This window comes from Janthinobacterium sp. PAMC25594, from assembly GCF_019443505.1.
GTDB lineage: Bacteria > Pseudomonadota > Gammaproteobacteria > Burkholderiales > Burkholderiaceae_D > Janthinobacterium.
In genome coordinates, this window is the sequence record NZ_CP080377.1 from 2,015,639 (window position 1) to 2,040,421 (window position 24,783).

Consider the following 24,783-nt stretch of genomic DNA (forward strand, 5'->3'; position numbering starts at 1 on the left):
AGTGCGATACCACAGCATTCATCATCATGGCAGTTTCCTCCTGTCCCAGTTAGATGATGTTTGCTACAAAGAGTGCAGGTTTTATTTCATCTGTGGCGACGCACCTTTAAAGGGGTGGTTCTAAGAGCCTACCCCAGTAGATGAATACATCCCCTGCTGGCGCCCCTCATAAGCGGGGACTGCGTTGATCGTCGTCGCGTGGCTCGCCACGCGTCCTCCTCACGCCTTGTCAGCGCTCCTGATGAACTGCCAGCAGAAGACGCTCCCTACTGGCATAGGCTCTAAGCCGCGCCATTCTTGACGGGAGACAACTGGCTCGCATGCAGCCGCGCATACGCGCCGCCCTGCCGCAGCAAGGCGGCATGGCTGCCCGACTCCACCAGGCGCCCGCCCTGCATGACGACGATGCGGTCGGCGTTTTCGATGGTGGATAAGCGGTGGGCGATGACGATGGTGGTGCGGTTGCGCATCAGCACTTCCAGCGCCGCCTGCACGGAACGCTCCGACTCCGTATCGAGCGCGCTGGTGGCTTCGTCGAGCAGCAGAATCGGCGCGTCCTTGTACAGGGCGCGCGCGATCGCCAGGCGCTGGCGTTGGCCGCCCGACAGGCGCGAGCCGTTCTGGCCCGCCTGGGTCGCGTAGCCTTGCGGTAACTGCATGATGAAGTCGTGCGCGTAGGCGGCGCGCGCCGACGCTTCGATTCTGTCCTGGTCCGGGGCCGGGTCGCCATACGCGATATTCGCCGCCATGGTGTCGTTGAACAAAATCACATCCTGGCTGACGAGGGCGAACTGGCGCCGCAGGGCCAGCAAGGCGTAGTCGCGCACGTCAACGCCGTCGAGCAGGATCTGGCCGCCGCTGACGTCGTAGAAGCGCGGCAGCAAGCCCAGCAAGGTCGTCTTGCCGCCACCCGAGCCGCCCACCAGGGCCACCGTTTCGCCGGCGCGGATGTCGAGCGTAATCTCGCTCAAGGCCGTGGGCGCATCGGGATCGTCGCTGTTGTAGCGGAAGTTGACGTTCTGCAAGGACAGATTGCCCTGCACGGCCGCCGGCGCAATGGTGCCCGGGTCCGGTTCCAGCGGGGTGTCGATCAAGCCGAAGACGGATTCGGCCGCCGCCAGGCCACGCTGCAGCGGCTCATTGATTTTGGTTAAATTCTTGATCGGCGACTGCATCGCCATCAGCGCGCCCATGAAGGCGACGAAGGCGCCCGGCGTGATGGCGCCGCTTTGCGCGCGCAGCATGGCAAAGTAAATCACAGAAGACAGGGTAATGCCGACGAGCATCATGATGAAGCCGGAATTCATGGCCGAGGTGGCCGCATGTTTGACGGCCAGCTGGCGGTTGCGCTTGACGACGTCGACGAAGCGCGCCTGTTCATAATCCTGCCCGCCGAAGATTTTCACCACGCGCTGGCCGGCGATGCTTTCGTCCAGCACGGAGGTCAGCTCGCCCACGGCTTGCTGCGAACTCTTGCTCAGGTGGCGCATGCGGCGGCCCGCCAGGGTCACGACCAGGGCCACGATGGGCATCGAGGCCATGCAGAACAGGGCCAGTTTCACATCGATGCTGAACAGCAAAATCAGATAGCCGATGGTGGCGACGGAATCGCGCACCATCACGTTGAGCACGTTCAAGCCCGCCTGCGACACCTGGCTGGCGTCGAAGGCCACGCGCGACTGCGTCAGGCTGGTGGTGGTGGTGTCGAAAAAGCGGCTGGGCAGGCGCATGATGGTGGCGAACATCTTTTCGCGCAAATCGGCCTGCACCCGGCTCGATAGCCATACGGAACCGTAATCGCCGGCAAAGCTGGAGACCATGCGCAGCACGGCCAGGCCCAGGATGGTGGCGGGAATGACCCACAAGTCCACCTGTCCCGCATGCGCGGGCAGGAAACGGTCGACCCAGCCCTGCAGCATGCCCATCACGCCGGACACGGGCGCGACCTGCTCGCTGGCCGTCGTGCGCATGGCATCGACGACGTTTTGTAACTGGCGGATTAACAACACATCGGTGGCGGACGCCACGCCCACGGCCAGCAAGGTAGCGGCAACGATGGCGCCATAGCGGCGAAACTGGCCGGCCAGGCGGAAGAACAGGAGGCGACTTTGCTGCATGTAGTTGGGAAAAGTGAGGGTAAAGCGTGATTCTAACCGCTGCCAGACTTACCTAAGTAGGTCGCAATAAATTATTGTGATTTCTGACTTCCATAACCGACGCTCTGCGGTGTTGCCCGCTGCTAGCAGTGCTCGCACTGCGTCGCAGCGGGCGCCTTGCAGAGCATCCGGTTCTGTTCGTCATAACTTCACAATAATTTCCCACGCCCTACTTAGACGAAAGTCGCACCTTGCCGGCGCAGAACCGGCAAGGGCAATGCACGGAAAATCAGCTCTTCGCCACTTTCCACGCGGCCGTGCCGGCCTTGCAGACCTTCAGCTTGAGGGTCTGTTCCTGGCCCTTGGCGCTCAAGCCCACCTGCACCTTGCGGCAAGTTTGCGCGTCCGTCTTTTCCGTGTCGCTGGCCGTGATCTCGGCGGCGATGCGCACGGAATTGCGCAAGCCTTCATTGCTCCATTGCACGGTTTCGCCATCCTTCTTGTCATTGAGCACGTCGGTGACGGCTTTCACGAAGACGGGCTTGTCGTTTTTGTTCAGGTAGGCCATCGGCGTATCGGCCAGGAAACCCAGGCCGACGGCGGAAGCGGAAGCGCTGAAGACGACGCTGCCGAAGATCAGGGCGGACAACAGTGTGGCGGGACGAATACGCATGGAAAACTCCTTGTAAAGTAAAGAATAGGGACAGGACCGGGAACCGCCGGGGCGGCCCTTAGCCGGGATCCGCCGGCGAAATACCCACGGCCAGCAAGGCATCGATGCTGGGCACGAAGTAAATCGCCGACGACAGCGGCGTGGAAAAATCCAGCAGCCTGTCCGTCTTGGTGACGCCATCATAGCCTACGCCGTACATTTGCCGCAGCATGCCCATGGTCACCGTGATATCGCGGCAAAAACCGACAAACATGACGCCCGCCTCGCCGGCATTGGCGTAATTGGCATTGCGGCGCACGATATCGACTTCCTCGCCATCGCGGATGAACTGGTTGCGGCCCACATGGGAATCGACGGGCAGCGGCGACAATTCATGGCTGCCGGCCTTGGTGCGGCCCCACACCTGCTCGGCCGCGTGCACGGGCAAGGCGCGCAGGCGCTCGACGTCCATGCGCCATTTCTGCAGCAGCACGGTGGAGCCGCCCGCACCCGCCTCGCCGTCCGGAATGATGGCCACGCCGTGGGCGCGGAACGGATTCGGATTGGCGACGCCGTCGGCAAAGCCGTCGAAGGTCACATTATTGTGATATGGAAAACACACTTGTTCGCTGGCCAGCTCGGCGAAGGGACTCAGCAAAGTGAGCGTCGTGCGCATGCTGTCGTACAGGGTGGCCGCGTTCGACTGCGTGATCCAGACCCAGAAATCGTGCTGGGTGGCGGGCGCCGTCTTGCCGTTGGCGCCCACGAGATCCTGCGCGAACGATTCCATGTTGTCCGGCACGCCGCCGGGACAGGCGGCGCGCCACAGCTCAGGCTTGAATCCCAGCACCACATTGGCCGTGCCGCCTGTCAACTGATGGTGGCGGTTCAGGGTGGGGTCGAGGATGCCCGTGACTTCGGATTCCCACAATTTACTGAGCGACTTGAACAACTGCCGCATATCGACGCCGGCCTTGACATTGAACTGCAAATGCACTTCATCGCGCGCGACGACGGACAGCATGCTTTGTGGAATTGCCATGACAGATGTTCCTCTTTTAGTTTTCTCTATGGATATTAAACCAGAAGTGCAGGTTGGTAGTTTCATTTAGGCAACATGCGATCTTTGTAACTATAGGTCGTCATGAATTGGACGATAATGCAATGATGTAGAGCAAGAATCAAGAATGGAACCATTGCATGAAATTGTATGAAAAGCTCGTCGGCGACATCGAGCAACTGGTGGACAAGGGCGTGCTCTTGCCCGGCGAACGCATCCCCTCGGTGCGCCAGACCAGCCAGCAGCACAAGCTCAGTATCACCACGGTGCTGCGCGCCTACGTCAAGCTGGAAAGCATGGGCGTGCTCGAAAGCCGGCCCCAGTCCGGCTACTTCGTGCGCCAGCGGGCCAGCGATACGGCCGCGCCGTCCCTGTGCATGCAGGCGTCGCACCCCAGCCCCGTGCCGGCCGAAGTGCACGTCAGCCGCCTGGTGCTGTCGACCCTGCGCTCGATCGGCTTGCACGATGCCATTCCGCTGGGCTCGCCCTACCCCGACCCTTCGCGGTTTCCCTGGGAACGCATCAACCAGTATGCGGGTGCCGTGGCGCGCCGCAACCGCGTGTGGAACATGACGGACGACCTTCCGCCGGGCAACCCGCAGCTGATCCGTGAAATCGCCCGCCGCTACATGGAAAACGGCCTGGCCGTCGATCCCGACGAAATCATCGTCACCGTGGGCGCCACGGAAGCGATCAACCTGTGCCTGCAAGCGGTGGCCAAGCCGGGCGATACCATCGCCGTCGAGTCGCCCACCTTCTATGCCATGCTGATGGCCGTCGAACGGCTGGGCATGAAGGTGGTGGAAATTTCCACCGATCCGTATGAAGGCATCAGCATCGAGGCGCTGGCCAACATCATGGCCCGGCAACCGATCGCCGCCGTCATGGTGATGCCGAACTTCCAGAATCCGCTGGGCTTTCAAATGTCGGACCAGCGCAAGTGGGCCCTGGTCCAGCTGCTGGAGCAGCACGACGTGCCCGCCATCGAAAACGGCGTCTACAACGAACTGTATTACGGCGACGCCCACCCGTCCTCGCTCAAGTCCTACGACCGCAAGGGCCTGGTGCTGCACTGTTCCTCGTTTTCCAAGAGCCTCAGTTCGGCCCAGCGCGTGGGCTGGGCCCTGGCCGGGCGCTATCGGGGCAAGGTGGAGGAACTCAAATTCCTCAACACCCTGGCCACGTCCTCGTTTCCCCAGCTGGCCATCGCCGAATACCTGCAAAACGATGGCTACGAACAGCATCTGCGCCGCACCCGCAAGGCCTACGCCCAGCAGGCACGCATCATGGCGGCCGCCGTGCAGCGCTTCTTTCCCGCTGGCACGAAAATCTCGCACCCGCAGGGCGGCTACGTGCTGTGGGTGGAATTGCCCGGCGACATAGACTCCATTCAGCTGTACCGGCGCGCGCTGGAATGCAAGATCACGGTGGGTCCGGGGCGCATGTTTTCCGTCAGCCAGGCCTACAAACATTGCATCCGCCTCAATTACAGCTATCCGTGGAGCGTGGGCGTGGAACAGGCGATCATCCTGCTCGGCAAACTTATCACCGAATTCCTGTAGCCACTCCACGCAGTCCCGTCACCCGCCCACCAGCGACATGCGCACGGTGGGATACTGCTTGCGCCCGCCCACCTGGGCCAGTGCGCCGCGCACTTCCGAGTAGCGGTCGCCACGGCGCTGCCAGTGCCGGCGCAGCACGGTTTCCAGCCCTTGCTCGGTATCCAGATGGGGCCTCAGGTCGAGGCCGTCGTGGGCGAACAGGCAGGTGAACAGCTTGCCGTCCGACGAGACGCGCACGCGGCTGCAGTCGCCGCAGAACGGCTGCGACACGCTGGAAATGAAGCCCACTTCACCGCCGCCATCGAGGTAACTATAACGGCTGGCCGTCTCGTGCAAGATCGGCTTGCCTTCGCCCAGCGACACGAGGGGAAATTCGGCGGCGATCAGCGCCCGCGCTTCGTCCGACGTGACGACATGCGTGCGCGACCAGGCGCCGATGCCGCCCACGTCCATGAATTCGATCAGGCGCAGGATAACGCCCGTGTGGCGGAAATGGCGCGCCAGCGGCACGATCTGGCTATCGTTGACGCCTTTCTGCACCACCATGTTGACCTTCACGGGATGCAAGCCCACGGCTTGCGCCACCTCGATGCCGTGCAGCACTTTCTCGACGGGAAAGTCGACGCCGTTCATGCGCTGGAATATGCCGTTGTCCAGGCTGTCGAGGCTGACGGTGACCCGCTCCAGGCCCGCATCCTTCAGCGAGCGCGCCTTGGCCGCCAGCAAGCTGCCGTTGGTCGTCAGCGCGATGCCCACGGCGCGCCCGTCCGGCGTGGTGAGTCTCGCCAGCATCTCGATCAGCTGTTCCAGGTTCTTGCGCAGCAGCGGCTCGCCGCCCGTGATGCGGATTTTATCGACGCCCAGGCGCACGAAGGCGCGCGCCATCGTTTCGATCTGCGCGAAGGACAGGCGCTCGCTCGATGGCAGAAACGGGTAATCGCTGGGGTACAGCTCGGCCGGCATGCAATAGGTGCAGCGGAAATTGCACTGGTCGATGACGGAAATGCGCAAGTCCGTCAGGGGGCGGCCCAGCATGTCCACGCAGGGCTCAAAATAGTCTGGCTGCCGGAGCGCTGGCTGCGGATACAGGATGGTGTTCATTGTTGCTTCCCCTCGATAGGCATACGTCAGGATGTAGCATAAGACGAATGGGGGCAGGCAAAGAGGTACAGTCCGGCGCCAGCCGATAGAGTACAGACGCGCCGGACTGTGCTCTTACTGCGCAGGCGGCGCGAACATGCTGGCGCACAGCTGCGCGCCCGCCGCGCTCAGGGATGCGCTGCCGCCGCCGCTCTCCGCCGCGGCGACCACCACCAATCCCGCGCTGGACAGCGCATTGAGCTGGCGCAGCAAAGTACTCATCTGTACCCCTGCCCGCTTGGCCAGCTTGGCCAGCGACCACGGTTTCTCCGGCGCCTCCTGCCGTGCTTGCCACAGCAGCGCCAGCAGCGCTATCAGCGCCGCGTCGATCCCTTCTTCCTTGTGCATGTTTTTTCTCCTTGTCCACATCATAAATCACGGCCGGCGCCGGCGCGACCGGCATCGTCGTCTTGCCATCTGTACTCTGTTTTTTTGTCCGGAACTGTGCGCCTACGGGGAGGTCCGCCGCCCCTACCATGTGATTGTCCCATCGCATATCACCAGGAGAGTCATCATGAGCAAGCCAAAGTCCGACGCGCGCATCGCGCCCTACACCCATGCCGCGGCCGGTTGGGGAGCCCTCAAGTACGTGGCCATCAATCTGTTCAAGGAAAAAGTCAGCGCAGGCAACTACCGTTCGCTGTTCGAGCAAAACCAGCCCGACGGCTTCGACTGTCCCGGCTGCGCCTGGCCCGACCGCGAACACGCGTCCACGTTCGAATTCTGCGAAAACGGCGTCAAGGCCGTGGCCGCCGAATCGACGAGCAAGCGCGTGCGCCCCGAGTTTTTCCAGGAACACACGGTCACCGAACTGATGCAGCAGTCGGACTATGACCTGGAACAACATGGCCGCTTGACGGACCCCATGGTGTACGACGCGGCCAGCGACAAATACCAGGCCATTGCCTGGGACGACGCCTTCGCCCTCGTGGCGCACCACTTGCACGCGCTGGACGACCCGAACCAGGCCGCCTTCTACACGTCTGGCCGCGCCAGCAACGAAGCGGCCTTTTTGTATCAACTGTTCGTGCGCGCCTACGGCACGAACAACTTCCCCGACTGTTCCAACCTGTGCCATGAAGCGACGAGCCGTGGCTTGCCGGAAACGGTCGGCATCGGCAAGGGCACGGTGCTGCTGGACGATTTCGAGCATGCGGACACCCTGCTGCTGTTCGGCCAGAACCCGGCCACCAACCACCCGCGCATGCTGGGCGAATTGCGCGAAGCGTCGCGCCGTGGCGCCGTCATCGTCTCCATCAACCCGCTGCACGAACGGGGCCTGGAACGCTTCACCAGCCCCCAGCACCCGCTGGAAATGCTGACGGGCGGCAGCACGAACATCTGTTCGCTGTTCATCTGCCCGACTCTGGGCGGCGACTTTGCGCTGATCAAGGCCATGGCCAAGCGCGTCGTCGAGCTCGATGACGACGCCATCGCCCACGGCCAGGAGCGCGTGCTCGACTGCGCCTTCATCGCCGAACACACGAGCGGCTTCGACGCCTTCGCGGCCGACCTGCGCGCGGAAAGCTGGGACTTGCTGATCGCCGAATCGGGCGTGGCGCGCGACAAGATCGAAGAGTTGACGCAGATCTATGTCAAAGGCAAGGCCGTCATCGCCACCTGGGGCATGGGCGTGACGCAGCACAAGAATTCGCTGGCCACCGTGCAAATTCTGTCGAACTTGATGATGATGCGCGGCAATATCGGCAAGCGCGGCGCGGGCCTGTGCCCCGTGCGCGGCCACTCGAACGTGCAGGGCGACCGCACCATGGGCATCGAGGAACAGCCGACCAAGGAATTCCTCGACCGCCTGGGCCTGGTCTTCAACTTCGAGCCGCCGCGCCACCACGGCTATGACGCCGTCGGCACCATCGCCGCCATGCTGGAGAAAAAAGTGAAAGTGTTTGTCGCGCTCGGTGGCAATTTCTCGATGGCCACGCCGGACACGCCGCGCACCTGGGACGCGCTGCGTTCGTGCGACCTGACCGTGCATATCGCCACCAAGCTCAACCGCAGCCACCTCGTGCACGGCAAGGATGCGCTGATCCTGCCCACCTTGGGCCGCACGGAAATCGATGTGCAGCAAGGCGTGGCGCAAGGCGTGACGGTGGAAGACTCGATGAGCATGGTGCACATCTCGTTCGGCATGAACCAGCCCGCCTCGCCCAATCTACGCTCGGAAATCGCCATCGTGGCCGGCATGGCGCAGGCGACCGTCGGCAGCGAAAAGATCGACTGGCTGCGCTTTTCCGGCAACTATGCGCTGCTGCGCGATTCCATCGAGCAAGTATTCGATGACTTTTTCGATTACAACTTGCGCATAGCCAAGCCGGGCGGCTTCCACCTGGAAATCGCCTCACGTGAAAGAGTCTGGAAGACGCCGAGCGGCAAGGCGCAATTCCTCGTCAACGCCGTGGAACTGGACACGCCGATCCACCGTGCGCGACAGCAATATGGCGAGCGCCTGATGGTGCTGATGACCACGCGTTCGCACGACCAGTACAACACGACGATCTACGCCATGGACGACCGCTACCGTGGCGTATTCGGCCAGCGCCGCGTCGTCTTCATCAACAAGGATGACCTGGCCATGCTGGGCTTTGCGGCCGGCGACTGGGTCGACCTGATCGGCGTGTGGCATGACGGCATCGAACGCCGCGCCGACCGCTTCCTGCTGGTCGAGTACGACATTCCGCGCGGCTGCATCGGCGCCTACTACCCGGAAACCAATCCGCTGGTGCCGCTGGACAGCGTGGGCCACGGTTCGCGCACGCCGACCTTCAAATCCATCCCCGTACTGCTGTCGCCTTCGGCCGCCCTCAGCTGATCAGGAGAACGCCATGTTCGGTTTCGATACCCTGGACCTGTCGCGCGCGCAATTTGCGATGACGGCCATCTTCCACATTTTGTGGCCCATATTGACGATCAGCCTGTCGCTGTTCCTGTTCGTCGTCGAGGCGCTGTGGCTGCGCACCAGCGACCCCGTCTACTACCGCCACGCGCGCTTCTGGAGCAAGCTGCTGGTGCTCAACTTCGCCGTCGGCGTCGTCAGCGGGATTCCCCTGGAATTCCAGTTCGGCACCAACTGGGCGCCGTTCTCGCACCATTCCGGCCAGTTCATCGGCAACATCCTCGGCTTCGAGGGCGCCATGGCCTTCATGCTGGAAGCGGGCTTCATCGGCGTCATGATGTTCGGCTGGGGCCGCGTACCGAAGGGCGTGCACCTGTTTGCCACCGGCATCGTGGCGCTAGGGTCGAGCATTTCCTCGTTCTGGATCATGGTCGCCAATTCCTGGATGCAGACGCCGGCCGGCGTGCGCGTGGTCGATGGCAAGATCATCGTCACCGATTACGTGGCCGCCATCTTCAATCCCGACATGGCCTGGGCCGTGGGCCACATGTGGGTGGCCGCCGTGGAAACTGGCTTGTTCGTCATCGCCGGCATTTCCGCCTGGTATATGTTCAAGCGCCGCGAGCCGGCCTTCTTCGCCCGCTCGTTCAAGCTGGCGCTGATGCTGCTGCTGGTCATCGCGCCGTTGCAAGTGTGGCTCGGCGACTCGAGCGGCGTCGACGTCTTCAAGACCCAGCCCGCCAAGGGCGCGGCCATCGAAGGCCACTGGCACACGAATCCCGATGGCGAGGGCGCGGCCTGGTCCCTGCTGGCCTGGCCCAACCAGGCCGAGCAAAAGAATGACTGGTCGCTCGAAGTGCCCGGCATGCTCAGCGTGATCGCCACGCATAGCGCCACGGGCAAGATCACGGGCCTGGCCGACATCGCCCGCGCAGACCAGCCGCCCATGCTGCCGCTGCTGTACTACGCGTTTCGCGCCATGGCCGGCATCGGCATGTGGTTCGTGCTGCTGGCGTTCTGGACCTTCGTGGCCTGGCGCAAGGTGGGTGGGCGGGTGCAGGAGTTCGTGCGCAACCGCAAGCTGCTGCTGGCCTGGGTGCTGACGATACCGCTGCCGTATATCGCCGTCGAGTGCGGCTGGATCGTGCGCGAAGTGGGACGCCAGCCATGGGTCGTGTACGGCTTGCTGCGCACGCGCGACGCCGTCTCCGACGTGTCGGCCCATGCCGTGGCCGGCAGCATGCTGATGTTCTGCGTGTTTTACATCGTGCTGTTCCTTGCGTTTTTTGTGTTCGCCAGGAAATGGTTGCAACAAGGCCCGGACCTGGCGCTGCCGCTGCCGGACGCCGCCCATGCCGTGGGGTATTGAAATGCGCCCCCATCAATCAAGGAGTATGTAATGGATATCAATTCGCATGCCATGCTGGGCAATGCCTGGTTCGGCCTGATCGGCCTGATGCTGGTGTTTTACGTGGTCACGGACGGCTTCGACCTGGGCGTGGGCATCCTCAGCCTGTTCACCGGCCGCGAGCAGGAACGCAACTTGATCTTCCAGTCGATAGCCCACGTGTGGGACGCCAATGAAACCTGGCTGGTGGTGGTGGGCGGCGCCCTGTTCGGCGCCTTTCCCAGCGCCTACGCCACCCTGCTGGAAGGATTGTACATTCCCATCATGCTGCTGATCGCCAGTCTGATCATGCGCGGCGCCTCGATCGAGTTCCGCCATGCGGCCGGCAACAAGCGCCTGTGGGACCTGATCTTCGGCGTAGGCAGCCTGCTGGCCGCCGTGGCGCAAGGCGTGGTGCTGGGCGAAGTCATCACGGGCTTGCAGCCTGGGCCGCTGAGCGGCGTCTTCACGGCCTGCACGGCGCTGGGCGTCGTGGCCGGGTATTGCCTGCTGGGCAGCACCTACCTGATCAAGAAGACGGGCGGCCAGCTGGAAGCGGCGGCGCGCCGCTATGCGACGGCCAGCGTGCTGGCGACTGTCGCCGCCGCCATCGTGCTGTCGGCCGGCACCATGGTCTTCAGCGCCATCGGCCACGACCGCTGGGCGCAGCCTGGCGTGTTCGGCGTGCTGCTGGCCCTGGCCGCTATCGCCGCCAGCGCCTTTATTTACATCCTGTGGGCCGTGCACGTGAACGGCGTGCGCGGACCGTTCCGCGGCGCCATCGTGCTGTTCCTGGCCTCGTTCGCTGGTCTGGCCATCAGCTTCTTCCCCGACCTGGTGCCGGGCAAGCTGAGCATCGCGGCGGCCGCATCGGACGAGCCGACGTTGATCTTCATGCTGATCGGCATGGGTTCCATGCTGCCGATCATGATCGGCTACAACCTGTTCCAATACTACGTCTTCGAGGGCAAAGTCGTGCCCCGCAAGCATTGAGCGGCATCCAATATGATCATTCGGCCTACTACCAACTGGTTCCGCATGCTGTTCGTCTGGAACGGCTCCGTGCTGCAAGCCATCATCCCGCAGTTGCTGCTGATGCTGGTCGTCAGTTCGCTGGCCCTGCTGACGGATGGCCGCATCTTCGGCGTCAAGATTCCGCTCGATACGGCGCCGTTCCCCATGGTCGGCATCAGCCTGGCGATCTTCCTCGGCTTTCGCAACAACGCCAGCTATGCGCGCTTCGTCGAGGCGCGGCATATCTGGGGGCAATTGCTGATCGCCGCGCGGGCCCTCGCGTCACAGGCGCTCACGTATCTGCCACAAGAAACGAGCGGCCTGGACCATGAATTGCTGCTGCGCCGCCTGATCGCCTTCGTGTATGCGCTCAAGCATCAGCTGCGCCAGACGGACCCGCAGCAAGACCTGGCGCGCTACCTGCCGGCCGAGGAAGTGCAGCGCTTGCAGGGCATCGTCTTCAAGCCCGTCGCCGTACTGCATACGGTGCGGGCCATGCTGCACGAGGCCGTGCAGCGCCAGCCGGGACAGACGCAGCTGCTGTGGATGCTCGACACGCAGCTCAATGACCTGGCCGCCACCGTGGCTGGCTGCGAGCGCATCAAGAACACGCCGATTCCGTATCCGTATGGCGTGCTGGTGCACCGCACCGTCTACATGTACTGTTTTTTACTGCCGCTGGGCCTGGTGGACGCCATCGGCGTGGCCACGCCCCTCATTTCCGTGTTTGTCGCCTACACCCTGTTTGCGCTGGAAGCCATCGCGCAGCAGATCGCCGAACCGTTCGGCCTGGCGCCCAACTGCTTGGCCCTGAACGCCATGACGCGGGAAACGGAACGTTCGCTGCTGGAATTGAACGGCGAGCCGCTGCCGCCCTCGATCCGGCCCTGCCCGCGCTATCAGATCGATTAACCGGAGGAAAAATCATGGAATGCGACATCACCACCATCGAGCGCGATGGATTTCTGGAAGTGCCCATGGTGCGCCACCAGGGGGACGTGGCCACGGCGGGCCGTGACATGGTGGCCGAGGAATATCCCGTGGCCCTCGTCTACAACGGCATCGCGCACGCGGTGATGATGGCCACGCCGCGCGACCTGGAGGAATTCGCCGTCGGCTTTACCTTGACCGAAGGCATCGTCGGCAGCGTGCGCGACATCTACGACCTCGATGTATGTTGCGGCGCGGATAGCGCGGAAGTGCGGCTGACCATCGCGCAGCCCGATTTGATCAAGCTCAAGGCCCGCCGCCGCGCGCTGACGGGGCGCACCGGTTGCGGCGTGTGCGGCATCGAAAGCCTGGCCCTGCTGGACCTGGTGCCGGAAAAGATCACGCGACCGCTGCCGCCGCTGGTTGCCAGCAGCGCCATCATCGGGCGCGCCGCGCGGGAACTGCTGCCGTACCAGGAACTGATGCACAAGACGGGCGGCGTGCACGCGGCCGCCTGGTGCACGGCCGAGGGCGCGGTGGTCAAAGTGTTCGAGGACGTGGGCCGGCATAACGGCCTGGACAAGTTGATCGGCTATCTGGCGCTGCACCGCATCGCCATGCACGACGGCTTCGTCTTCCTGTCCAGCCGCGCCAGCTATGAACTGGTGCGCAAGTCGGCGCGCATGCATATCGGGCTCGTCGCCACCATCTCCGCCCCCACCTCGCTAGCCATCCGCATCGCGCGCCAGGCCGGCATGCAACTGGCCAGTTTTTGCCGCCGCGACGGCTTTGTCGACTACACGGCCGGCGACGCGCCGCCGCCTTGACGGAGGAAAAACGGGGCAAGCGTACCGTCTGGCAAGCCGATGCTACATTTTTTTCCGTAAAGCAAGTGCACGCTTGACTTGCCCACGCTGGCGGCTTTCTATGGCAATAGTTTCTAATCATTAACTTTGCCGGCTGCCACGCTCCTGGCGCGGCAGCGATGAAAGGATGGCGCGATGGCCCTGGCACAAGAACAGCATCTGGCGGAAACCTGGCAGACGGGCGGCTTGAAACCGCGCGCCTGCGATTGCGGCGGCACCGTCTTTACCATCCTGCACCAGCGGGTGATGGCGGACATGCGGCGCCGACAATTTCTCGGTGGCACGGCTGCCATGCTGGCGCCATTCATCGGCCTCGGCCTGTCCACGGGCAACGCCATTGCCCAGCAGCCCAAGACATCCGAACGTCCCCTGCTGTTGACCAATCTGCGCCTGTTCGACGGCACGGGCAAGGCGCCCCGTTCGGGTGTCAATGTGCTGGTGACGGGGGCAAGCATTACCGCCCTGCCGCCGGCCGGCGAGAAAGTCGAGGGTGCGCAAGTGATCGATTGCCAGGGCAAGCTGGTGATGCCGGGCCTGATCGATGCCCACTGGCACACCATGCTGGCCGCCATCAATCAGGTGACGGCCATGACGTCCGACGTCGGTTATCTGTACCTGGTGGCGGCGCAGGAAGCGCGGCGCACCCTGCTGCGGGGCTTTACCTCCGTGCGCGATCCTGGCGGCCCCGCCTTTGCATTAAAACGCGCCATCGATGAAGGCATCGTCGACGGCCCGCGCATCTTTCCCTCGGGCGCCATGATTTCGCAAACCTCGGGCCATGGCGACTTCCGCATGCGTTCCGATATCCCGCGCGCGGCGAATGCGCCTTTGAGCATGGTGGAATCGATGGGCGTGGCCATGATCGCCGATGGCGAGGCGGAAGTGCTGCGCCGCGTGCGCGAGCAACTGATGCTGGGCGCGACGCAGATCAAGATGATGGCCGGCGGCGGCGTCGCCTCGATGTACGATCCGCTCGACAGCACGCAGTATTCGGAACGCGAACTGCGCGCCGGCGTGGAAGCGGCCGCCGACTGGGGCACGTATGTGATGGCCCATGTGTACACGCCGAAAGGCATACAGCGCGCCATCCGCGCGGGCGTGCGCAGCATCGAGCACGGCCAACTGGCCGACGACGAGTCCGCGCGCATGATGCGCGACACGGGCACGTGGTGGAGCCTGCAGCCTTTCCTGCAAGATGCGGATGCGAATGTCTACCCCGATGCGGTGCGCAAGGCCAGCCAGAGGATCGTCTCGGAAGGCACGGTAAAGGCGTATGCGCTGGCGCAAAAGTACGGCATCAAGACGGGCTGGGGCACGGATATCCTGTTCAACGCGAAAAACACGCCCACGCAAGGCCGCCAGTTGGCCAAGCTCATGCGCTTTTACGATCCGTTGACCCTGCTGGCGCAGGCGACGGGGCAGAATGGACAATTGCTGGCCCTGTCCGGCCAGCGCGCGCCCTACCCCGGCGCCCTGGGCCGCCTGGCGGCAGGCGCCCTGGCCGACTTGCTGGTGGCCGAGGGCGACCCCACGAAGAACCTCGATTTCCTCGCGCATCCCGAGGAAAGCTTGTTCCTGATCATGAAAAACGGCCGCATCTACAAGGACAAACTGGGCGAGCAGCTGGCAGGCTGAGGCCAGCGGCGTTGGCAAGCGGGCACGCCTGCCGCATAATGCGGGCATGTTCAAACTGACTTTTCTCGGCACGTCTTCCGGCGTGTCCACGCGCCACCGCAACGTCACGTCGCTGGCCCTGCAAACCACGCACAACCGCGACTGGTGGATGATCGATTGCGGCGAAGCCACGCAGCACCGGCTGCAGCGCCTGCCCTTGTCCGTGCACGACCTGGTGGGCATCTGCATCACCCACGTGCATGGCGACCACAGCTATGGACTACCGGGCCTGCTCGCCAGCGCCTCGATGACGGGGCGCAAGAAACCCCTGCTGCTGATCGCCCCGGCCCCCATCAAGGCCTGGATCGACGCCACCCTGCTGCACACGGAACTATTTTTGACGTACCCGCTGATCCACATCGACGTGGACAGCGCGCCAGTCGTGCATGCAGCAGCGGGCTTGACCATCTCGCGCCACGCGCTGTCGCACCGCGCCCCGAGCGTGGGCTACCGTTTTGCGCTGGAAACGAGCAGGTGGAAGCTGGACAAGGCGGCCCTGCAGGCGGCCGGCGCGCCGCCCGGCCCCGCCTGGGGACTCTTGCAGGCGGGCCAGGATGCGATCCTCGACGATGGCACGGTCTTGCGCGCCGCCGCTTTCCGCCAGACGGAAACGCAGCGCGCCACGGTGGTGATCGGCGGCGACAACGACACGCCGTCGTTACTGACGGACGCCTGCGCCGGCGCGCAACTGCTCGTGCATGAAGCCACCTACACGGAAGCCATGCTGCAAAAGGTCGGCCCCGGCCCCACGCACAGTTCGGTGCAGCGCGTGGCGCAGTTCGCCGAAGCGGTGCGCCTGCCCAATCTGATTTTAACGCACTTCAGCGCCCGCTATCACAATGCGGACGGCATGGCCGAGCTGGAAGCGGAAGCGCGGCTGCATTACTCGGGTGAACTGTTCCTGGCGCGCGATTTCGACAGCTATGAACTCGATGCGACAGGCCTGCTCGCCAGGCTGCCGGCAAAGAAATCTAGTGGGGATTGACGCCATACTGCGCCGCATATTCGGCCGCCAGCGCGCGCGCCGCCTGCTGCTGTGAGGGCGTGAGGATTTCCAGCAACTGGTCGCGGTTCTTGACCGATTGCGCGCTGCCCGCCTCGGCCGGCATGGCGATCCACGCATACGCCTGCACGTAATCGAGGTCCACGCCCTGTCCTTGCGCGTACAGCAAGCCGTATTCATTCTGCGCGGAAAGGGAGCCGGCTTCGGCCGCCTGCTTGTACCAGAACGCCGCCTCGGCGTAGTCTTGCGGTACGCCATCGCCCTTGCGGTAAGCCTGCGCCAGATTGAATTGCGACTGGCCATCGCCCGCCTCGGCCGCCTGGCGCCCGTAGGCCAGCGACTGGGCCATGTCTTGCGCGACGCCATCGCCGCTCGCATACATCAGTGCCAAATTGGCCAGCGACGGGGGAAAACCCGCTTGCGCGGCCGCCGTGAACAAGTCCACCGCTTTCGGCATGTCTTGCGTCACGCCATGGCCCTGGCAATACAGGCTGGCCAGCAAATGCTGTCCGGCGGGATCACCAGCCGCGGCGGCGGCGTTGAATTGTTTAAAGGCCTCGGCATGATTGCCGTCGTTATAAGCGAGGATGCCCGCTTCATTCAAAGATTCGGGAGAGGATGTCATCAGAATTCCTTATCGGGGATTTTTGGGCATTGTACACAGCACTGTTCCACACAGAATGCACGATAGGAACCGTGTGGCGCATTGCCCAAATCCTGCGTTATGATCATTCTCCGCCTGATGCAATCGGGACATTGTGCCCCAAGAATAACGCCATGAAATTGATTGTTCTGCTTTTATCCCTGCTTTCCACCTCCGCTTATGGCGCCACCTTGCATCTGGATAAAGCCGCGACAGGCAAGGTGCGGCAAGCGGCCGATATCCGCTATGTCAATCACGATGAAAAACAGACTTACCAGCTGAAAATCGGCAAGCATTGGATCGCTGGCAGCTGCAGCAGCAGCGGCACGGGCAATTTGCATGCGCTGCTGCTGGACATGAATTTCGACGGCCATGCCGACCTGTGGGTGACCGGTTACACGGATAGCCAGGGGCGCATCCGCTGTTCCGATGTATGGCTGTGGGATGCGCAAGCAAAACAATACAGTTTCAACAAACCGTTGTCGGCGATTCCGAATCTGGACATCAGCATCGCCGATCAAGGAATCGCAGGCGGCATCGCCAATTGCGGCTGCGCGGCGCAATGCTTTTATGAAGACAGCTATGCCTGGCAGGCCAGCAAATTAATTACCATCGCCCGGCGCGAGCAGGATTGCGAGCGCTATCGGGAATATCGTTTGAATGAAAAGAATGACTTGATACTCGTCAAGGATGAAATCATCGATAGCGACAATCCCGGCCAGCAGGCCATCGAACATACCAAAGCCTATGACTGGCAGCGCCACGCGCACATCATGCGCAAACCGTGGGATTAAATCCTTCACTACCATCCAACAATTCACAACAATTCACGCACACATGACGACACATCCAGCATCGATTACTTTTCATCCCGCCAAGGCGGAAGACACCCCGGCCTTCATCGCATTGCGCGGCAAGACGCGGCAAAACGCCGTTTCCCAGGAACGCCTGGCGGAAGTGGGCATCACGGCCGACACCTGGGCGGAAATGATGCGCTCAGGCAGCCTGCCCGGCCAGGTCTGCCATCATGACGGCCAACTGGTCGGCTACTGCTTCGGCGAGCGCGACACGGGCGAAATCATCGTCCTGGCCCTGCTGCCGGAATTCGAAGGCCTGGGGATAGGCAAGACCTTGCTGGAACTGGTGATGGCCGACCTTCGCGCCCGGGGCCACCAGCGGCTGTTCCTCGGCTGCTCCAGCGACCCCGCCTCGCGCTCCTACGGTTTTTACCGCTACCTGGGCTGGACCGCGACGGGAGAGACCGACAAGTATGGCGACGATGTGCTGGAGTTTCGCCTGACAGCCTAGGCTTTAACGCGATTGGCATCCCACACGCGCAGGATCTGCGTAATGGCAGGGTCAAACACGGCGTAGCCCACGCCATCGCGGGCCTGGATCGCCACGCCCGATAGAAAACTGTCGAACACGGCCGCCAGCGCTACCCCATCCGTCTGCGCGGATAACTCTCCGCTGGCCATGCCCCGCTCGACGCAATGCACGAAGCCGGCACGCGTGTGCGCGCGCGAAGCCGTCAGCGGCGCGGCCACGGCCGCATGTTCGGCCGTCGGCGCGCTCATGCAGCCGAGCGCTACCATGCAGCCGGGCGGATGGCCCGCATCAGACTGCATGCGGGCCGACTGGCGCAAGGCCAGTTCGATGGCCGCGCGCGGCGCCAGGCCATCGTCCCACAGACATTCCGTCACGCGCGCAAAGGTGCCCAGATAGCATTGCGCCGCTTCGCGGAACAGCGCTTCCTTCGAGCCGAACGCCGCATAAAAGCTGGGCGCGGAAATGCCGCCGCCCAGGCTCGCCTTGAGCTGGCTCAAGGACGTCGATTCATATCCCTGCTGCCAGAATAAAAACATGGCCTGCTCGACGGCTGCCTGCCGGTCGAACGTGCGCGGCCGTCCCATTTGCGCCATTCATCGCTCCTTCTCATCTACGCATTTTCTACTTACATACTACTCGATACAGAAGTCATTGACAACGGAGCGCGCCATCGCCTATATTTATACCGATCGATATATATATACCGCCATGACGGTCAGGGCACTCCTGCGCCTGATCTCTTTACAAGGATGTTTGCCGTGAATCACGCCACTATCACTACCGGAACCAGCCCCGTGCTGGCCGACCGCCTCCCCGTCGCCGGCCTGCTGGCCCTGGCCATGACGGGTTTTATCTGCATCGTCACGGAAACCTTGCCCGCCGGCTTGCTGCCGCAGATCAGCGCGGGCCTCGGCATCAGCGCCGCGCTGGCCGGGCAAATGGTCACGGCCTACGCGCTCGGTTCCTTGCTGGCAGCCATTCCGCTGACCATCGCCACGCGCGGCTGGCGCCGCCGCAACGTGTTGCTGCTGACCATCATCGGCTTTCTCGTGTTCAATACCGTCACGGCGCTGTCGTCGTACTACTGGCTGACCCTGGCGGCCCGCTTCTTTGCCGGCATGGCGGCCGGGCTGGCGTGGAGCTTGCTGGCCGGCTATGCACGGCGCATGGTGGCGCCCCACCAGCAAGGCCGCGCCCTGGCGCTGGCCATGGTGGGTGCGCCCATCGCCCTGTCGCTGGGCGTGCCGCTGGGTACCCTGCTCGGCTCGCTGGTGGGCTGGCGCGCCGCGTTCTGGATCATTTCCGCCCTGACATTAGTCCTGATCGCCTGGGTGCTGGCGAAAGTGCCGGACTACCCGGGCCAGTCCGTCCATGAACGCCTGCCCCTGCGCCGCGTTTTCACGACGCCGGGCGTGCGGCCCGTGCTGGCCGTCGTCATCGCCTGGATGCTGGCGCACAACATTCTCTACACCTACATTGCCCCGTTTGTGGCCCCTGCCGGATTGACGGGACGCATCGACCTGGTGCTGCTCGTCTTCGGCGCCACCGCCATGGCCGGCATCTGGATTACGGGGAAATTGGTCGAGCGCCACCTGCGCGCCACCGTGCTGTTCAGCCTGGCCGCGTTCGCCGCGACGGCCCTGGTGCTGGGCGTCGGGTCGCACTTGCCTGCTGTCATCTATGTCGGCATGGCCGTCTGGGGCCTGAGCTTTGGCGGGGCGGCAACGCTGTTGCAAACGGCACTGGCCGACACGGCCGGCAGCGGTGCCGACGTGGCCTTGTCAATGAACGTGGTGGCGTGGAATGGGGCGATTGCGGCCGCGGGCGTGGTGGGTGGCGCCCTGCTGGAAACCTGGGGCGCGGGCGCCTTTCCCTGGGCCATGGTGGCTTTGCTGGTGCTGGCTTTCGCGGTCGCCTGGTCGGCCCGCAAACATGGCTTCCGACCGGGACGGCGCAGCGGCGGCGCGCCCGTGGCCGGGCACTGAGGCAACCGTTTAATCAGCCGCCCGCACCGTCAAGGTTTTTTCTCCGCCTCTTCTTTATCAGCGGCCGCCAGCCCCCAGTCATTCCAGCCTTCGCCAAACAGCTCGATAGGATGCTGCGTGCGCTCGGAACCATTGCCGCAACGCATGGCATCCGGCGGACAATACTTGTCGCAGCCCCAACAGATGCGTTCGGGGTTCTTGGGGTTCAAGGGAAAGGGCTTGGCCATGGGAGGCGATCGTGGTCGGTTGAAGGTTCCTTGTTGACTCTAGACCTGGCGCGGGGGGCGGTCAAACGAATTTCGGTGGGGAATTTGTCTGGGATCAATTCTATGCAGATGGCTGGTGTGTCGGCAAGACGCAGTACACTTCCAGCACGGTCCGCGCCATATTGACACTGCCATCGGCGGCCGGCTGTGCCTTGAGTTCGTCCAGCGCATACACCATCGTCACAATGGCGCCGGGCACGAACAACTTGATGTCCTGCTTGCTGTGCGTGTAGATGCTTTCGTCGACTGTCGAACCGTCAGCCAGGCGCAGGGTGAAGCTGTTGACTTGATCGCCATGGCGGCTATCCTGGCCCGCGAAATACGTGCGTTCGATGCTGCCCGTCACCGTTTGCGTCTGGAGGCGGCCGGCTTTGATGCCGTCCCACCATGCTTCGGAGGCGAACAGGCCGTGCCTGCCTTTCAGGCCCATGTGGGGCTTGGCGCTGTCAAGGGTCAGCGATTGCGTCTTGGCGACGCGATCGGGGTCTTGTGCCAGGGCTTCGGCGAGGGTGTAGACAGGTCACATAAGGGTGCAAGAGTTCTTGTAAGCGCTCACTCAGTGTTTGCGCCGAATGACGTATGCATTGCCGGCAGCTTCAAAACCGAGCGTGGGATAGTAGGACATGGCATCGAAAAGTTATGACGATATACGACAGTGATGTTTTTCATCGGTTCACGAGCGTAAGGAGATCGCGCATGGGAAACCTCTTCTGCCAGATAATGGAGCAATAAGCGGTTCTGTCTTGCGGGCAGGGGCTGGCGCGGCATGAGGCTCCAGTCGCGCCATAGACAAGATGCATACCCGCATTTAACGCTCATCAAGACCGAGGCGGCCAGCTCACGCAAGCAGGCACGCTGAAACTTATCTGATAAAAAGCAAACTTGACAAGGATTATAAATATGTTGCTACCGTTACGATTGAATAAACGCGTGTACGCCACCCTTGCTGGATCCTTCTTTCTTGTTGCGGGTGCCTCATCGGCGTTTGCTACCACTCTTGACGAGGATCGGACACGAGGTGACATACATGGATTGTTTGAGATAAGGGATGCCGCTGTACAGTTCATTGCAGCTGAAAATCTGAAAAATGGAACAAACTGGCAGGCCATGGAGCCGAACCGGAAGATTCTGGTTGCCAAATGCGCGGTATCTCTGCGCGTGAAATGGGTTCCGAAGAGCCATGGCCTGTCTGGACCGAATGTTGCTGTAAGTTGCGGCCAGACCGTAAAACCCACGATGCAAAAGAAATGGGAAGTGTTCGTACCAATCAATAAGGAGCCGATGGCGCATACATGAGCACATCGGGGTCATTCCATGGCATTGCACACGAACTGAGGTGCTGGCCGTCGTAGAAACTGGCTCAACCGAGGAGATCAGCGGAACCACGCGGCGCTGCCTTAGCACTGGCACCACAATTTCGCTTCTGAATCACTAATCTGGTGCAACCGAACAACGGCAGATATAATAATCGACTCAGATTTATTGATACAACAAGACCACATGAAAATAAAAATATCATTCATCGCCTCGCTAGGAATGCTATCGCTAATTCAAGCACCCCCATCCTTCGCGGATAATATCAACGGGAAAAATCTCTATGTACAGCGATGCTCCATGTGTCATGGAACAGATATCAGGGGAACCGGCCCATTGGCAAATAAAAGTAATCCTCCCACGCCTGACCTTACAACATCCGCCTTCAAAAAACGTCTGAAAGATTATCCTGGCGTTATTGTTTCATCAGTCATACTTCGCCCGAATGGCGACTTGATTCCAAAAACTTTGCGAGAAAATGGCGTAAAAATATCGGCGTACGCCTGGAAAGTTCAGGATTTTCGCGACTTGAATCAATACATGAGTGGTGTGATTTTAAAGAATCGATGATTTTCAGATAATATTGGTCCGCGAAGTTGCCGTTGGAGGATTCGAAGGGCGCGAAGGCAGCAAACGAACATCGAAATTCTTCGGAATATCAAGAGTACGATAAAAAAGCCAGTCAAATGACTGGCTTTTTTCATTATGCCGGACTTTCTTGAAACTGCTTTGCATTATCACAAATTTCATACCAAGCAGGCTTGGAGCCAACATAAACATGAAATTGCATTCTTACCTCAGGGTCATCATCCAGACAGTTAACCGATATTGGAAATGAATCACTCTCTGAGCCAACTTCCCCCAACGAGGTTCCGCAATTTTTGCAAAAAGTTCTTGCATATTTAAAGGGAGGCTCTGGTTCATATCGTTGAATAAATTCTCGCCCCTCCAGCAAGGTAAATGAATTTTTATCAACAAAGGCCAAGGCACTCGCTCCGGCCTTCCGACAACGAGAACAGTGACACATGCCCATCATGCTCGGGGGTGATGCCAATTCAAACTTTACTGAGCCACAGTAGCAACTACCTTTGATCATGAGATGTCCTTTTTGAAAGTTGACACTGTATTTTTACACAGTACTTCTGGACAGACAAGGTACACATGGAGGAATTTTTCAGAAGCTAAAGCAGAAAGCACCATACGGGCGTGAGGGCCAGATACCGATCAGATACTGACAAAAACTGACAGTCAACCTACGTATGATCGGCGAATCAAAAACCAAAAACCAAAAAGTTACAGGGATAAATTCACCATGACTACTTTTACTCACTCTTCAGGCCAGCACTTATCCGTTGATGATGCCGAAATATACTTTGAAATCATAGGCAATCCGATAAGGAGTCCATTGCTGTTACTGCACGGCGGCTTAGGCAACCTCACAGACTTCAATGGTATTGTCGGTCAACTTGCAAATGAATTTAGATTGATTGGCGTTGATTTTCGTGGGCACGGCAAGTCGATGCTCGGGAAATCCCGCTTGACCTATCAACGATATCAAGCAGATGTTGAAGCTATTCTGGCACACTTGAACATCGATTGTTTTTCCATACTGGGCTTTAGTGACGGTGGTATCACCGCCTTGCGCATGGCCGCTGAAACCCCTGCGCGGATCAAGGGACTGGTGGCTGTGGCGGCTCAAAGTCAAATGGAAGCGGACGCCCCGATCCTTCCTATGTTAAGTGGCGTGACGGCTGATTTCTGGGAGACAAAGTTTCCCGATGCAGTCTCCTACTACAGAGAGAACAATCCAGAACCAGACTTTGATGCGTTGATCAAATCGGTTGTATCGCTCTGGACAAATATAAAACACAGCGCTTACCCTGGCAATCTGATCAAGCAGATCACGGCACAAACGTTGCTGGTGCGTGGCGACGAAGATCATCTTTGTTCGTTAAAGTGCATCGCTGACCTACGAGATCAAATAAAAGGTTCTGCCTTCTTGAACATCCCATATGCAGGGCACGAGGTCTACAAAGATTCTCCTGTTTTATTCATGGAGGTGGTGTACGATTTTCTTATCAATCAGCTCAGTCGGAAAGCTGATTAGACGCCGCGCGTTACCGTTTTCCCACTTCACCCTCAGCCACGCACTGTCGGGTGGCAGTTGTAGATAGAGTTGCTGAGTCAAATCGGCAAGCATGCGCAAATTTTCTGTCCGGATCCCCCACACGTTTGCTAACTCATCATGTTTACCGCCCAGTTTCCCCCATACTTCGCAAAGTGAATGCGGCGCAAACAACTCGTTTGCGGTCAGGACAATCACAGGAACGCGCGACTCCTTGCGCAGCTCGACGACGTATTGCCCATCGACGTTCCCGAAGGCGACAGTGTAGTTGGTGCCGGTGGGGATGCCGTTAATGGAATTGCGCACACGTAGATGAAAACTTCGGTAAGAGCATGAGGTTGCACTCGCTCAACGGCCCCATTGCTTGGACGCTGCTAAGTCCTATAGCATGCCCCGGCTATGCATACAGTCAAGCACCCGACGCGCACCAAAACTGCGGGCGATCTGCCTGCTGTCGGCACCGGCATGATCCCTGCGGAAGGGATCGCCGCCATGGCGCAGGATCAGCTCGAACGCCGGCACACTATCGCTCTCGGCGGCGAGCATCAGGGCCGTCCTCCCCTTCGCCGGAGCGTTGACGATGGCATTGGGATTGGCGCCGTGTTCGAGCAAAATTTTGATGATCTCCAGTAGTTTGGGAATCGGGTATTGCGATACTAGATCGCCGACCATGGTTTGCACGACGCTCTGGAAAATTGCTGCATATTCCGGATTTTTCATTGCCTGGGCCATGCCATCCTGGTCACCCAGCATACCTGCCATGGAGACCTTGGAGCGGCGCAGGACCTCACGCAACAGTGGATCGTGCGCGGCACTGGTGGGTGCCCGCATAGTGCCCAGGGTCAGCAATCACAGCTTGACCTGTGCATATCTGGCTCTATAAAGT

General features: G+C 61.1%; 26 protein-coding genes. 14 read left to right on the top strand and 12 right to left on the bottom strand.

The features are described from left to right. Nucleotides 1-281: 281 nt before the first annotated feature. The 3 genes from msbA to KY494_RS08940 form a co-directional block, all read right to left on the bottom strand. Nucleotides 282-2,117, bottom strand: coding sequence for a lipid A export permease/ATP-binding protein MsbA (gene msbA, locus KY494_RS08930; RefSeq protein ID WP_219890665.1), 1,836 nt, complete (start codon nucleotides 2,115-2,117; stop codon nucleotides 282-284). A gap of 268 nt (nucleotides 2,118-2,385) precedes the next feature. Beyond that, nucleotides 2,386-2,769 (bottom strand): hypothetical protein, encoded by a 384-nt coding sequence (locus KY494_RS08935; RefSeq protein WP_046682396.1) that lies wholly within the window; start codon nucleotides 2,767-2,769, stop codon nucleotides 2,386-2,388. 58 nt (nucleotides 2,770-2,827) lie between these two features. Further along, nucleotides 2,828-3,790 carry a Dyp-type peroxidase gene (locus KY494_RS08940; protein WP_219890666.1) on the bottom strand — a complete coding sequence of 321 codons (963 nt, stop codon included), beginning with the start codon at nucleotides 3,788-3,790 and terminating at the stop codon, nucleotides 2,828-2,830. Nucleotides 3,791-3,948: 158 nt separating this feature from the next. Here KY494_RS08940 and KY494_RS08945 point away from each other — a divergent pair, with 158 nt between their 5' ends. Next, the gene (locus tag KY494_RS08945; protein WP_219890667.1) at nucleotides 3,949-5,370 is read left to right on the top strand and encodes a PLP-dependent aminotransferase family protein; all 1,422 of its coding nucleotides are present in this window, start codon (nucleotides 3,949-3,951) and stop codon (nucleotides 5,368-5,370) included. 18 nt (nucleotides 5,371-5,388) lie between these two features. On the opposite strand, the gene moaA is transcribed toward KY494_RS08945, so the two are convergent. Then, nucleotides 5,389-6,471, bottom strand: coding sequence for a GTP 3',8-cyclase MoaA (gene moaA / locus KY494_RS08950; RefSeq protein WP_219890668.1), 1,083 nt, complete (start codon nucleotides 6,469-6,471; stop codon nucleotides 5,389-5,391). Nucleotides 6,472-6,585: 114 nt separating this feature from the next. Further along, complete coding sequence (locus KY494_RS08955; RefSeq protein ID WP_219890669.1) at nucleotides 6,586-6,858, bottom strand: helix-turn-helix domain-containing protein; 273 nt, start codon at nucleotides 6,856-6,858, stop codon at nucleotides 6,586-6,588. Between the two features lie 166 nt (nucleotides 6,859-7,024). Here KY494_RS08955 and KY494_RS08960 point away from each other — a divergent pair, with 166 nt between their 5' ends. The 7 genes from KY494_RS08960 (at nucleotide 7,025) to KY494_RS08990 (ending at nucleotide 16,217) form a co-directional block, all read left to right on the top strand. After that, on the top strand, nucleotides 7,025-9,337 hold the full coding sequence (locus KY494_RS08960) for an FdhF/YdeP family oxidoreductase (protein WP_219890670.1): 2,313 nt from the start codon (nucleotides 7,025-7,027) through the stop codon (nucleotides 9,335-9,337). A gap of 13 nt (nucleotides 9,338-9,350) precedes the next feature. Then, on the top strand, nucleotides 9,351-10,730 hold the full coding sequence (locus tag KY494_RS08965) for a cytochrome ubiquinol oxidase subunit I (RefSeq protein WP_219890671.1): 1,380 nt from the start codon (nucleotides 9,351-9,353) through the stop codon (nucleotides 10,728-10,730). Between the two features lie 30 nt (nucleotides 10,731-10,760). Beyond that, complete coding sequence (locus tag KY494_RS08970) at nucleotides 10,761-11,741, top strand: cytochrome d ubiquinol oxidase subunit II (RefSeq protein ID WP_219890672.1); 981 nt, start codon at nucleotides 10,761-10,763, stop codon at nucleotides 11,739-11,741. Nucleotides 11,742-11,753: 12 nt separating this feature from the next. Continuing rightward, nucleotides 11,754-12,674: a bestrophin family protein gene (locus KY494_RS08975; protein ID WP_219890673.1), complete on the top strand. Its 921-nt coding sequence runs from the start codon at nucleotides 11,754-11,756 to the stop codon at nucleotides 12,672-12,674. Nucleotides 12,675-12,688: 14 nt separating this feature from the next. Beyond that, nucleotides 12,689-13,519, top strand: coding sequence for a formate dehydrogenase accessory sulfurtransferase FdhD (gene fdhD, locus KY494_RS08980; RefSeq protein ID WP_219890674.1), 831 nt, complete (start codon nucleotides 12,689-12,691; stop codon nucleotides 13,517-13,519). A 174-nt stretch (nucleotides 13,520-13,693) separates the two neighbouring features. Then, on the top strand, nucleotides 13,694-15,193 hold the full coding sequence (locus KY494_RS08985; RefSeq protein ID WP_219890675.1) for an amidohydrolase family protein: 1,500 nt from the start codon (nucleotides 13,694-13,696) through the stop codon (nucleotides 15,191-15,193). A 46-nt stretch (nucleotides 15,194-15,239) separates the two neighbouring features. After that, entirely contained in the window at nucleotides 15,240-16,217 is a 978-nt protein-coding gene (locus KY494_RS08990; RefSeq protein ID WP_219890676.1) for a ribonuclease Z, read from the top strand. On the opposite strand, the gene KY494_RS08995 is transcribed toward KY494_RS08990, so the two are convergent. Further along, entirely contained in the window at nucleotides 16,204-16,860 is a 657-nt protein-coding gene (locus tag KY494_RS08995) for a tetratricopeptide repeat protein (RefSeq protein WP_219890677.1), read from the bottom strand. The two genes, KY494_RS08990 and KY494_RS08995, sit on opposite strands and share 14 nt — an antisense overlap. On the opposite strand from KY494_RS08995, the gene KY494_RS09000 reads away from it, so the two are divergent. Both KY494_RS09000 and KY494_RS09005 read left to right on the top strand, forming a co-directional pair. After that, the gene (locus tag KY494_RS09000; RefSeq protein ID WP_219890678.1) at nucleotides 16,854-17,672 is read left to right on the top strand and encodes a hypothetical protein; all 819 of its coding nucleotides are present in this window, start codon (nucleotides 16,854-16,856) and stop codon (nucleotides 17,670-17,672) included. The two genes, KY494_RS08995 and KY494_RS09000, sit on opposite strands and share 7 nt — an antisense overlap. A gap of 43 nt (nucleotides 17,673-17,715) precedes the next feature. Further along, nucleotides 17,716-18,186: a GNAT family N-acetyltransferase gene (locus KY494_RS09005; RefSeq protein WP_219135734.1), complete on the top strand. Its 471-nt coding sequence runs from the start codon at nucleotides 17,716-17,718 to the stop codon at nucleotides 18,184-18,186. Here the strand turns inward: KY494_RS09005 and KY494_RS09010 are convergent. Further along, a complete protein-coding gene (locus KY494_RS09010; protein ID WP_219135735.1) occupies nucleotides 18,183-18,800 on the bottom strand; it encodes a TetR/AcrR family transcriptional regulator in 618 nt (205 codons plus the stop codon). The two genes, KY494_RS09005 and KY494_RS09010, sit on opposite strands and share 4 nt — an antisense overlap. Before the next feature lie 246 nt (nucleotides 18,801-19,046). Between KY494_RS09010 and KY494_RS09015 the strand changes: the two genes are divergently transcribed. Further along, a complete protein-coding gene (locus KY494_RS09015) occupies nucleotides 19,047-20,192 on the top strand; it encodes an MFS transporter (RefSeq protein ID WP_219891540.1) in 1,146 nt (381 codons plus the stop codon). Nucleotides 20,193-20,221: 29 nt separating this feature from the next. Here KY494_RS09015 and KY494_RS09020 read toward each other — a convergent pair whose 3' ends face one another. Then, on the bottom strand, nucleotides 20,222-20,419 hold the full coding sequence (locus KY494_RS09020; protein WP_034786630.1) for a DUF3079 domain-containing protein: 198 nt from the start codon (nucleotides 20,417-20,419) through the stop codon (nucleotides 20,222-20,224). Nucleotides 20,420-20,519: 100 nt separating this feature from the next. Further along, nucleotides 20,520-20,888, bottom strand: a complete 369-nt coding sequence (locus KY494_RS09025; protein WP_219890679.1) for a hypothetical protein — start codon at nucleotides 20,886-20,888, stop codon at nucleotides 20,520-20,522. Between the two features lie 470 nt (nucleotides 20,889-21,358). Between KY494_RS09025 and KY494_RS09030 the strand changes: the two genes are divergently transcribed. Both KY494_RS09030 and KY494_RS09035 read left to right on the top strand, forming a co-directional pair. Then, entirely contained in the window at nucleotides 21,359-21,754 is a 396-nt protein-coding gene (locus KY494_RS09030) for a hypothetical protein (protein WP_219135737.1), read from the top strand. Between the two features lie 204 nt (nucleotides 21,755-21,958). Next, nucleotides 21,959-22,342: a c-type cytochrome gene (locus KY494_RS09035; protein WP_219890680.1), complete on the top strand. Its 384-nt coding sequence runs from the start codon at nucleotides 21,959-21,961 to the stop codon at nucleotides 22,340-22,342. Between the two features lie 133 nt (nucleotides 22,343-22,475). On the opposite strand, the gene KY494_RS09040 is transcribed toward KY494_RS09035, so the two are convergent. Further along, entirely contained in the window at nucleotides 22,476-22,757 is a 282-nt protein-coding gene (locus KY494_RS09040; RefSeq protein WP_258194761.1) for a GFA family protein, read from the bottom strand. A 327-nt stretch (nucleotides 22,758-23,084) separates the two neighbouring features. Between KY494_RS09040 and KY494_RS09045 the strand changes: the two genes are divergently transcribed. Continuing rightward, nucleotides 23,085-23,879 carry an alpha/beta fold hydrolase gene (locus KY494_RS09045; protein ID WP_219890682.1) on the top strand — a complete coding sequence of 265 codons (795 nt, stop codon included), beginning with the start codon at nucleotides 23,085-23,087 and terminating at the stop codon, nucleotides 23,877-23,879. Here KY494_RS09045 and KY494_RS09050 read toward each other — a convergent pair. Further along, on the bottom strand, nucleotides 23,820-24,203 hold the full coding sequence (locus KY494_RS09050; protein WP_219890683.1) for a hypothetical protein: 384 nt from the start codon (nucleotides 24,201-24,203) through the stop codon (nucleotides 23,820-23,822). The two genes, KY494_RS09045 and KY494_RS09050, sit on opposite strands and share 60 nt — an antisense overlap. A 75-nt stretch (nucleotides 24,204-24,278) precedes the next feature. Next, nucleotides 24,279-24,746 (bottom strand): ankyrin repeat domain-containing protein, encoded by a 468-nt coding sequence (locus KY494_RS09055; protein ID WP_219890684.1) that lies wholly within the window; start codon nucleotides 24,744-24,746, stop codon nucleotides 24,279-24,281. Nucleotides 24,747-24,783 lie beyond the last annotated feature (37 nt).

Excerpts from the sequence above, each read along its gene's own strand:
- KY494_RS09010 (WP_219135735.1), bottom strand. The coding sequence starts at position 18,800 with ATGGCGCAAATGGGACGGCCGCGCACGTTCGACCGGCAGGCAGCCGTC.
- moaA (WP_219890668.1), bottom strand. The coding sequence starts at position 6,471 with ATGAACACCATCCTGTATCCGCAGCCAGCGCTCCGGCAGCCAGACTAT.
- KY494_RS08935 (WP_046682396.1), bottom strand. The coding sequence starts at position 2,769 with ATGCGTATTCGTCCCGCCACACTGTTGTCCGCCCTGATCTTCGGCAGC.
- KY494_RS09005 (WP_219135734.1), top strand. The coding sequence starts at position 17,716 with ATGACGACACATCCAGCATCGATTACTTTTCATCCCGCCAAGGCGGAA.
- KY494_RS08970 (WP_219890672.1), top strand. The coding sequence starts at position 10,761 with ATGGATATCAATTCGCATGCCATGCTGGGCAATGCCTGGTTCGGCCTG.
- KY494_RS09020 (WP_034786630.1), bottom strand. The coding sequence starts at position 20,419 with ATGGCCAAGCCCTTTCCCTTGAACCCCAAGAACCCCGAACGCATCTGT.
- KY494_RS09035 (WP_219890680.1), top strand. The coding sequence starts at position 21,959 with ATGAAAATAAAAATATCATTCATCGCCTCGCTAGGAATGCTATCGCTA.
- KY494_RS08940 (WP_219890666.1), bottom strand. The coding sequence starts at position 3,790 with ATGGCAATTCCACAAAGCATGCTGTCCGTCGTCGCGCGCGATGAAGTG.
- KY494_RS08960 (WP_219890670.1), top strand. The coding sequence starts at position 7,025 with ATGAGCAAGCCAAAGTCCGACGCGCGCATCGCGCCCTACACCCATGCC.
- KY494_RS08995 (WP_219890677.1), bottom strand. The coding sequence starts at position 16,860 with ATGACATCCTCTCCCGAATCTTTGAATGAAGCGGGCATCCTCGCTTAT.
- KY494_RS08985 (WP_219890675.1), top strand. The coding sequence starts at position 13,694 with ATGGCCCTGGCACAAGAACAGCATCTGGCGGAAACCTGGCAGACGGGC.
- KY494_RS09045 (WP_219890682.1), top strand. The coding sequence starts at position 23,085 with ATGACTACTTTTACTCACTCTTCAGGCCAGCACTTATCCGTTGATGAT.
- msbA (WP_219890665.1), bottom strand. The coding sequence starts at position 2,117 with ATGCAGCAAAGTCGCCTCCTGTTCTTCCGCCTGGCCGGCCAGTTTCGC.
- KY494_RS08990 (WP_219890676.1), top strand. The coding sequence starts at position 15,240 with ATGTTCAAACTGACTTTTCTCGGCACGTCTTCCGGCGTGTCCACGCGC.
- KY494_RS09025 (WP_219890679.1), bottom strand. The coding sequence starts at position 20,888 with ATGGGCCTGAAAGGCAGGCACGGCCTGTTCGCCTCCGAAGCATGGTGG.
- KY494_RS09030 (WP_219135737.1), top strand. The coding sequence starts at position 21,359 with ATGTTGCTACCGTTACGATTGAATAAACGCGTGTACGCCACCCTTGCT.
- KY494_RS09000 (WP_219890678.1), top strand. The coding sequence starts at position 16,854 with ATGTCATCAGAATTCCTTATCGGGGATTTTTGGGCATTGTACACAGCA.
- fdhD (WP_219890674.1), top strand. The coding sequence starts at position 12,689 with ATGGAATGCGACATCACCACCATCGAGCGCGATGGATTTCTGGAAGTG.
- KY494_RS09015 (WP_219891540.1), top strand. The coding sequence starts at position 19,047 with ATGACGGGTTTTATCTGCATCGTCACGGAAACCTTGCCCGCCGGCTTG.
- KY494_RS08945 (WP_219890667.1), top strand. The coding sequence starts at position 3,949 with ATGAAATTGTATGAAAAGCTCGTCGGCGACATCGAGCAACTGGTGGAC.
- KY494_RS08955 (WP_219890669.1), bottom strand. The coding sequence starts at position 6,858 with ATGCACAAGGAAGAAGGGATCGACGCGGCGCTGATAGCGCTGCTGGCG.
- KY494_RS08975 (WP_219890673.1), top strand. The coding sequence starts at position 11,754 with ATGATCATTCGGCCTACTACCAACTGGTTCCGCATGCTGTTCGTCTGG.
- KY494_RS08965 (WP_219890671.1), top strand. The coding sequence starts at position 9,351 with ATGTTCGGTTTCGATACCCTGGACCTGTCGCGCGCGCAATTTGCGATG.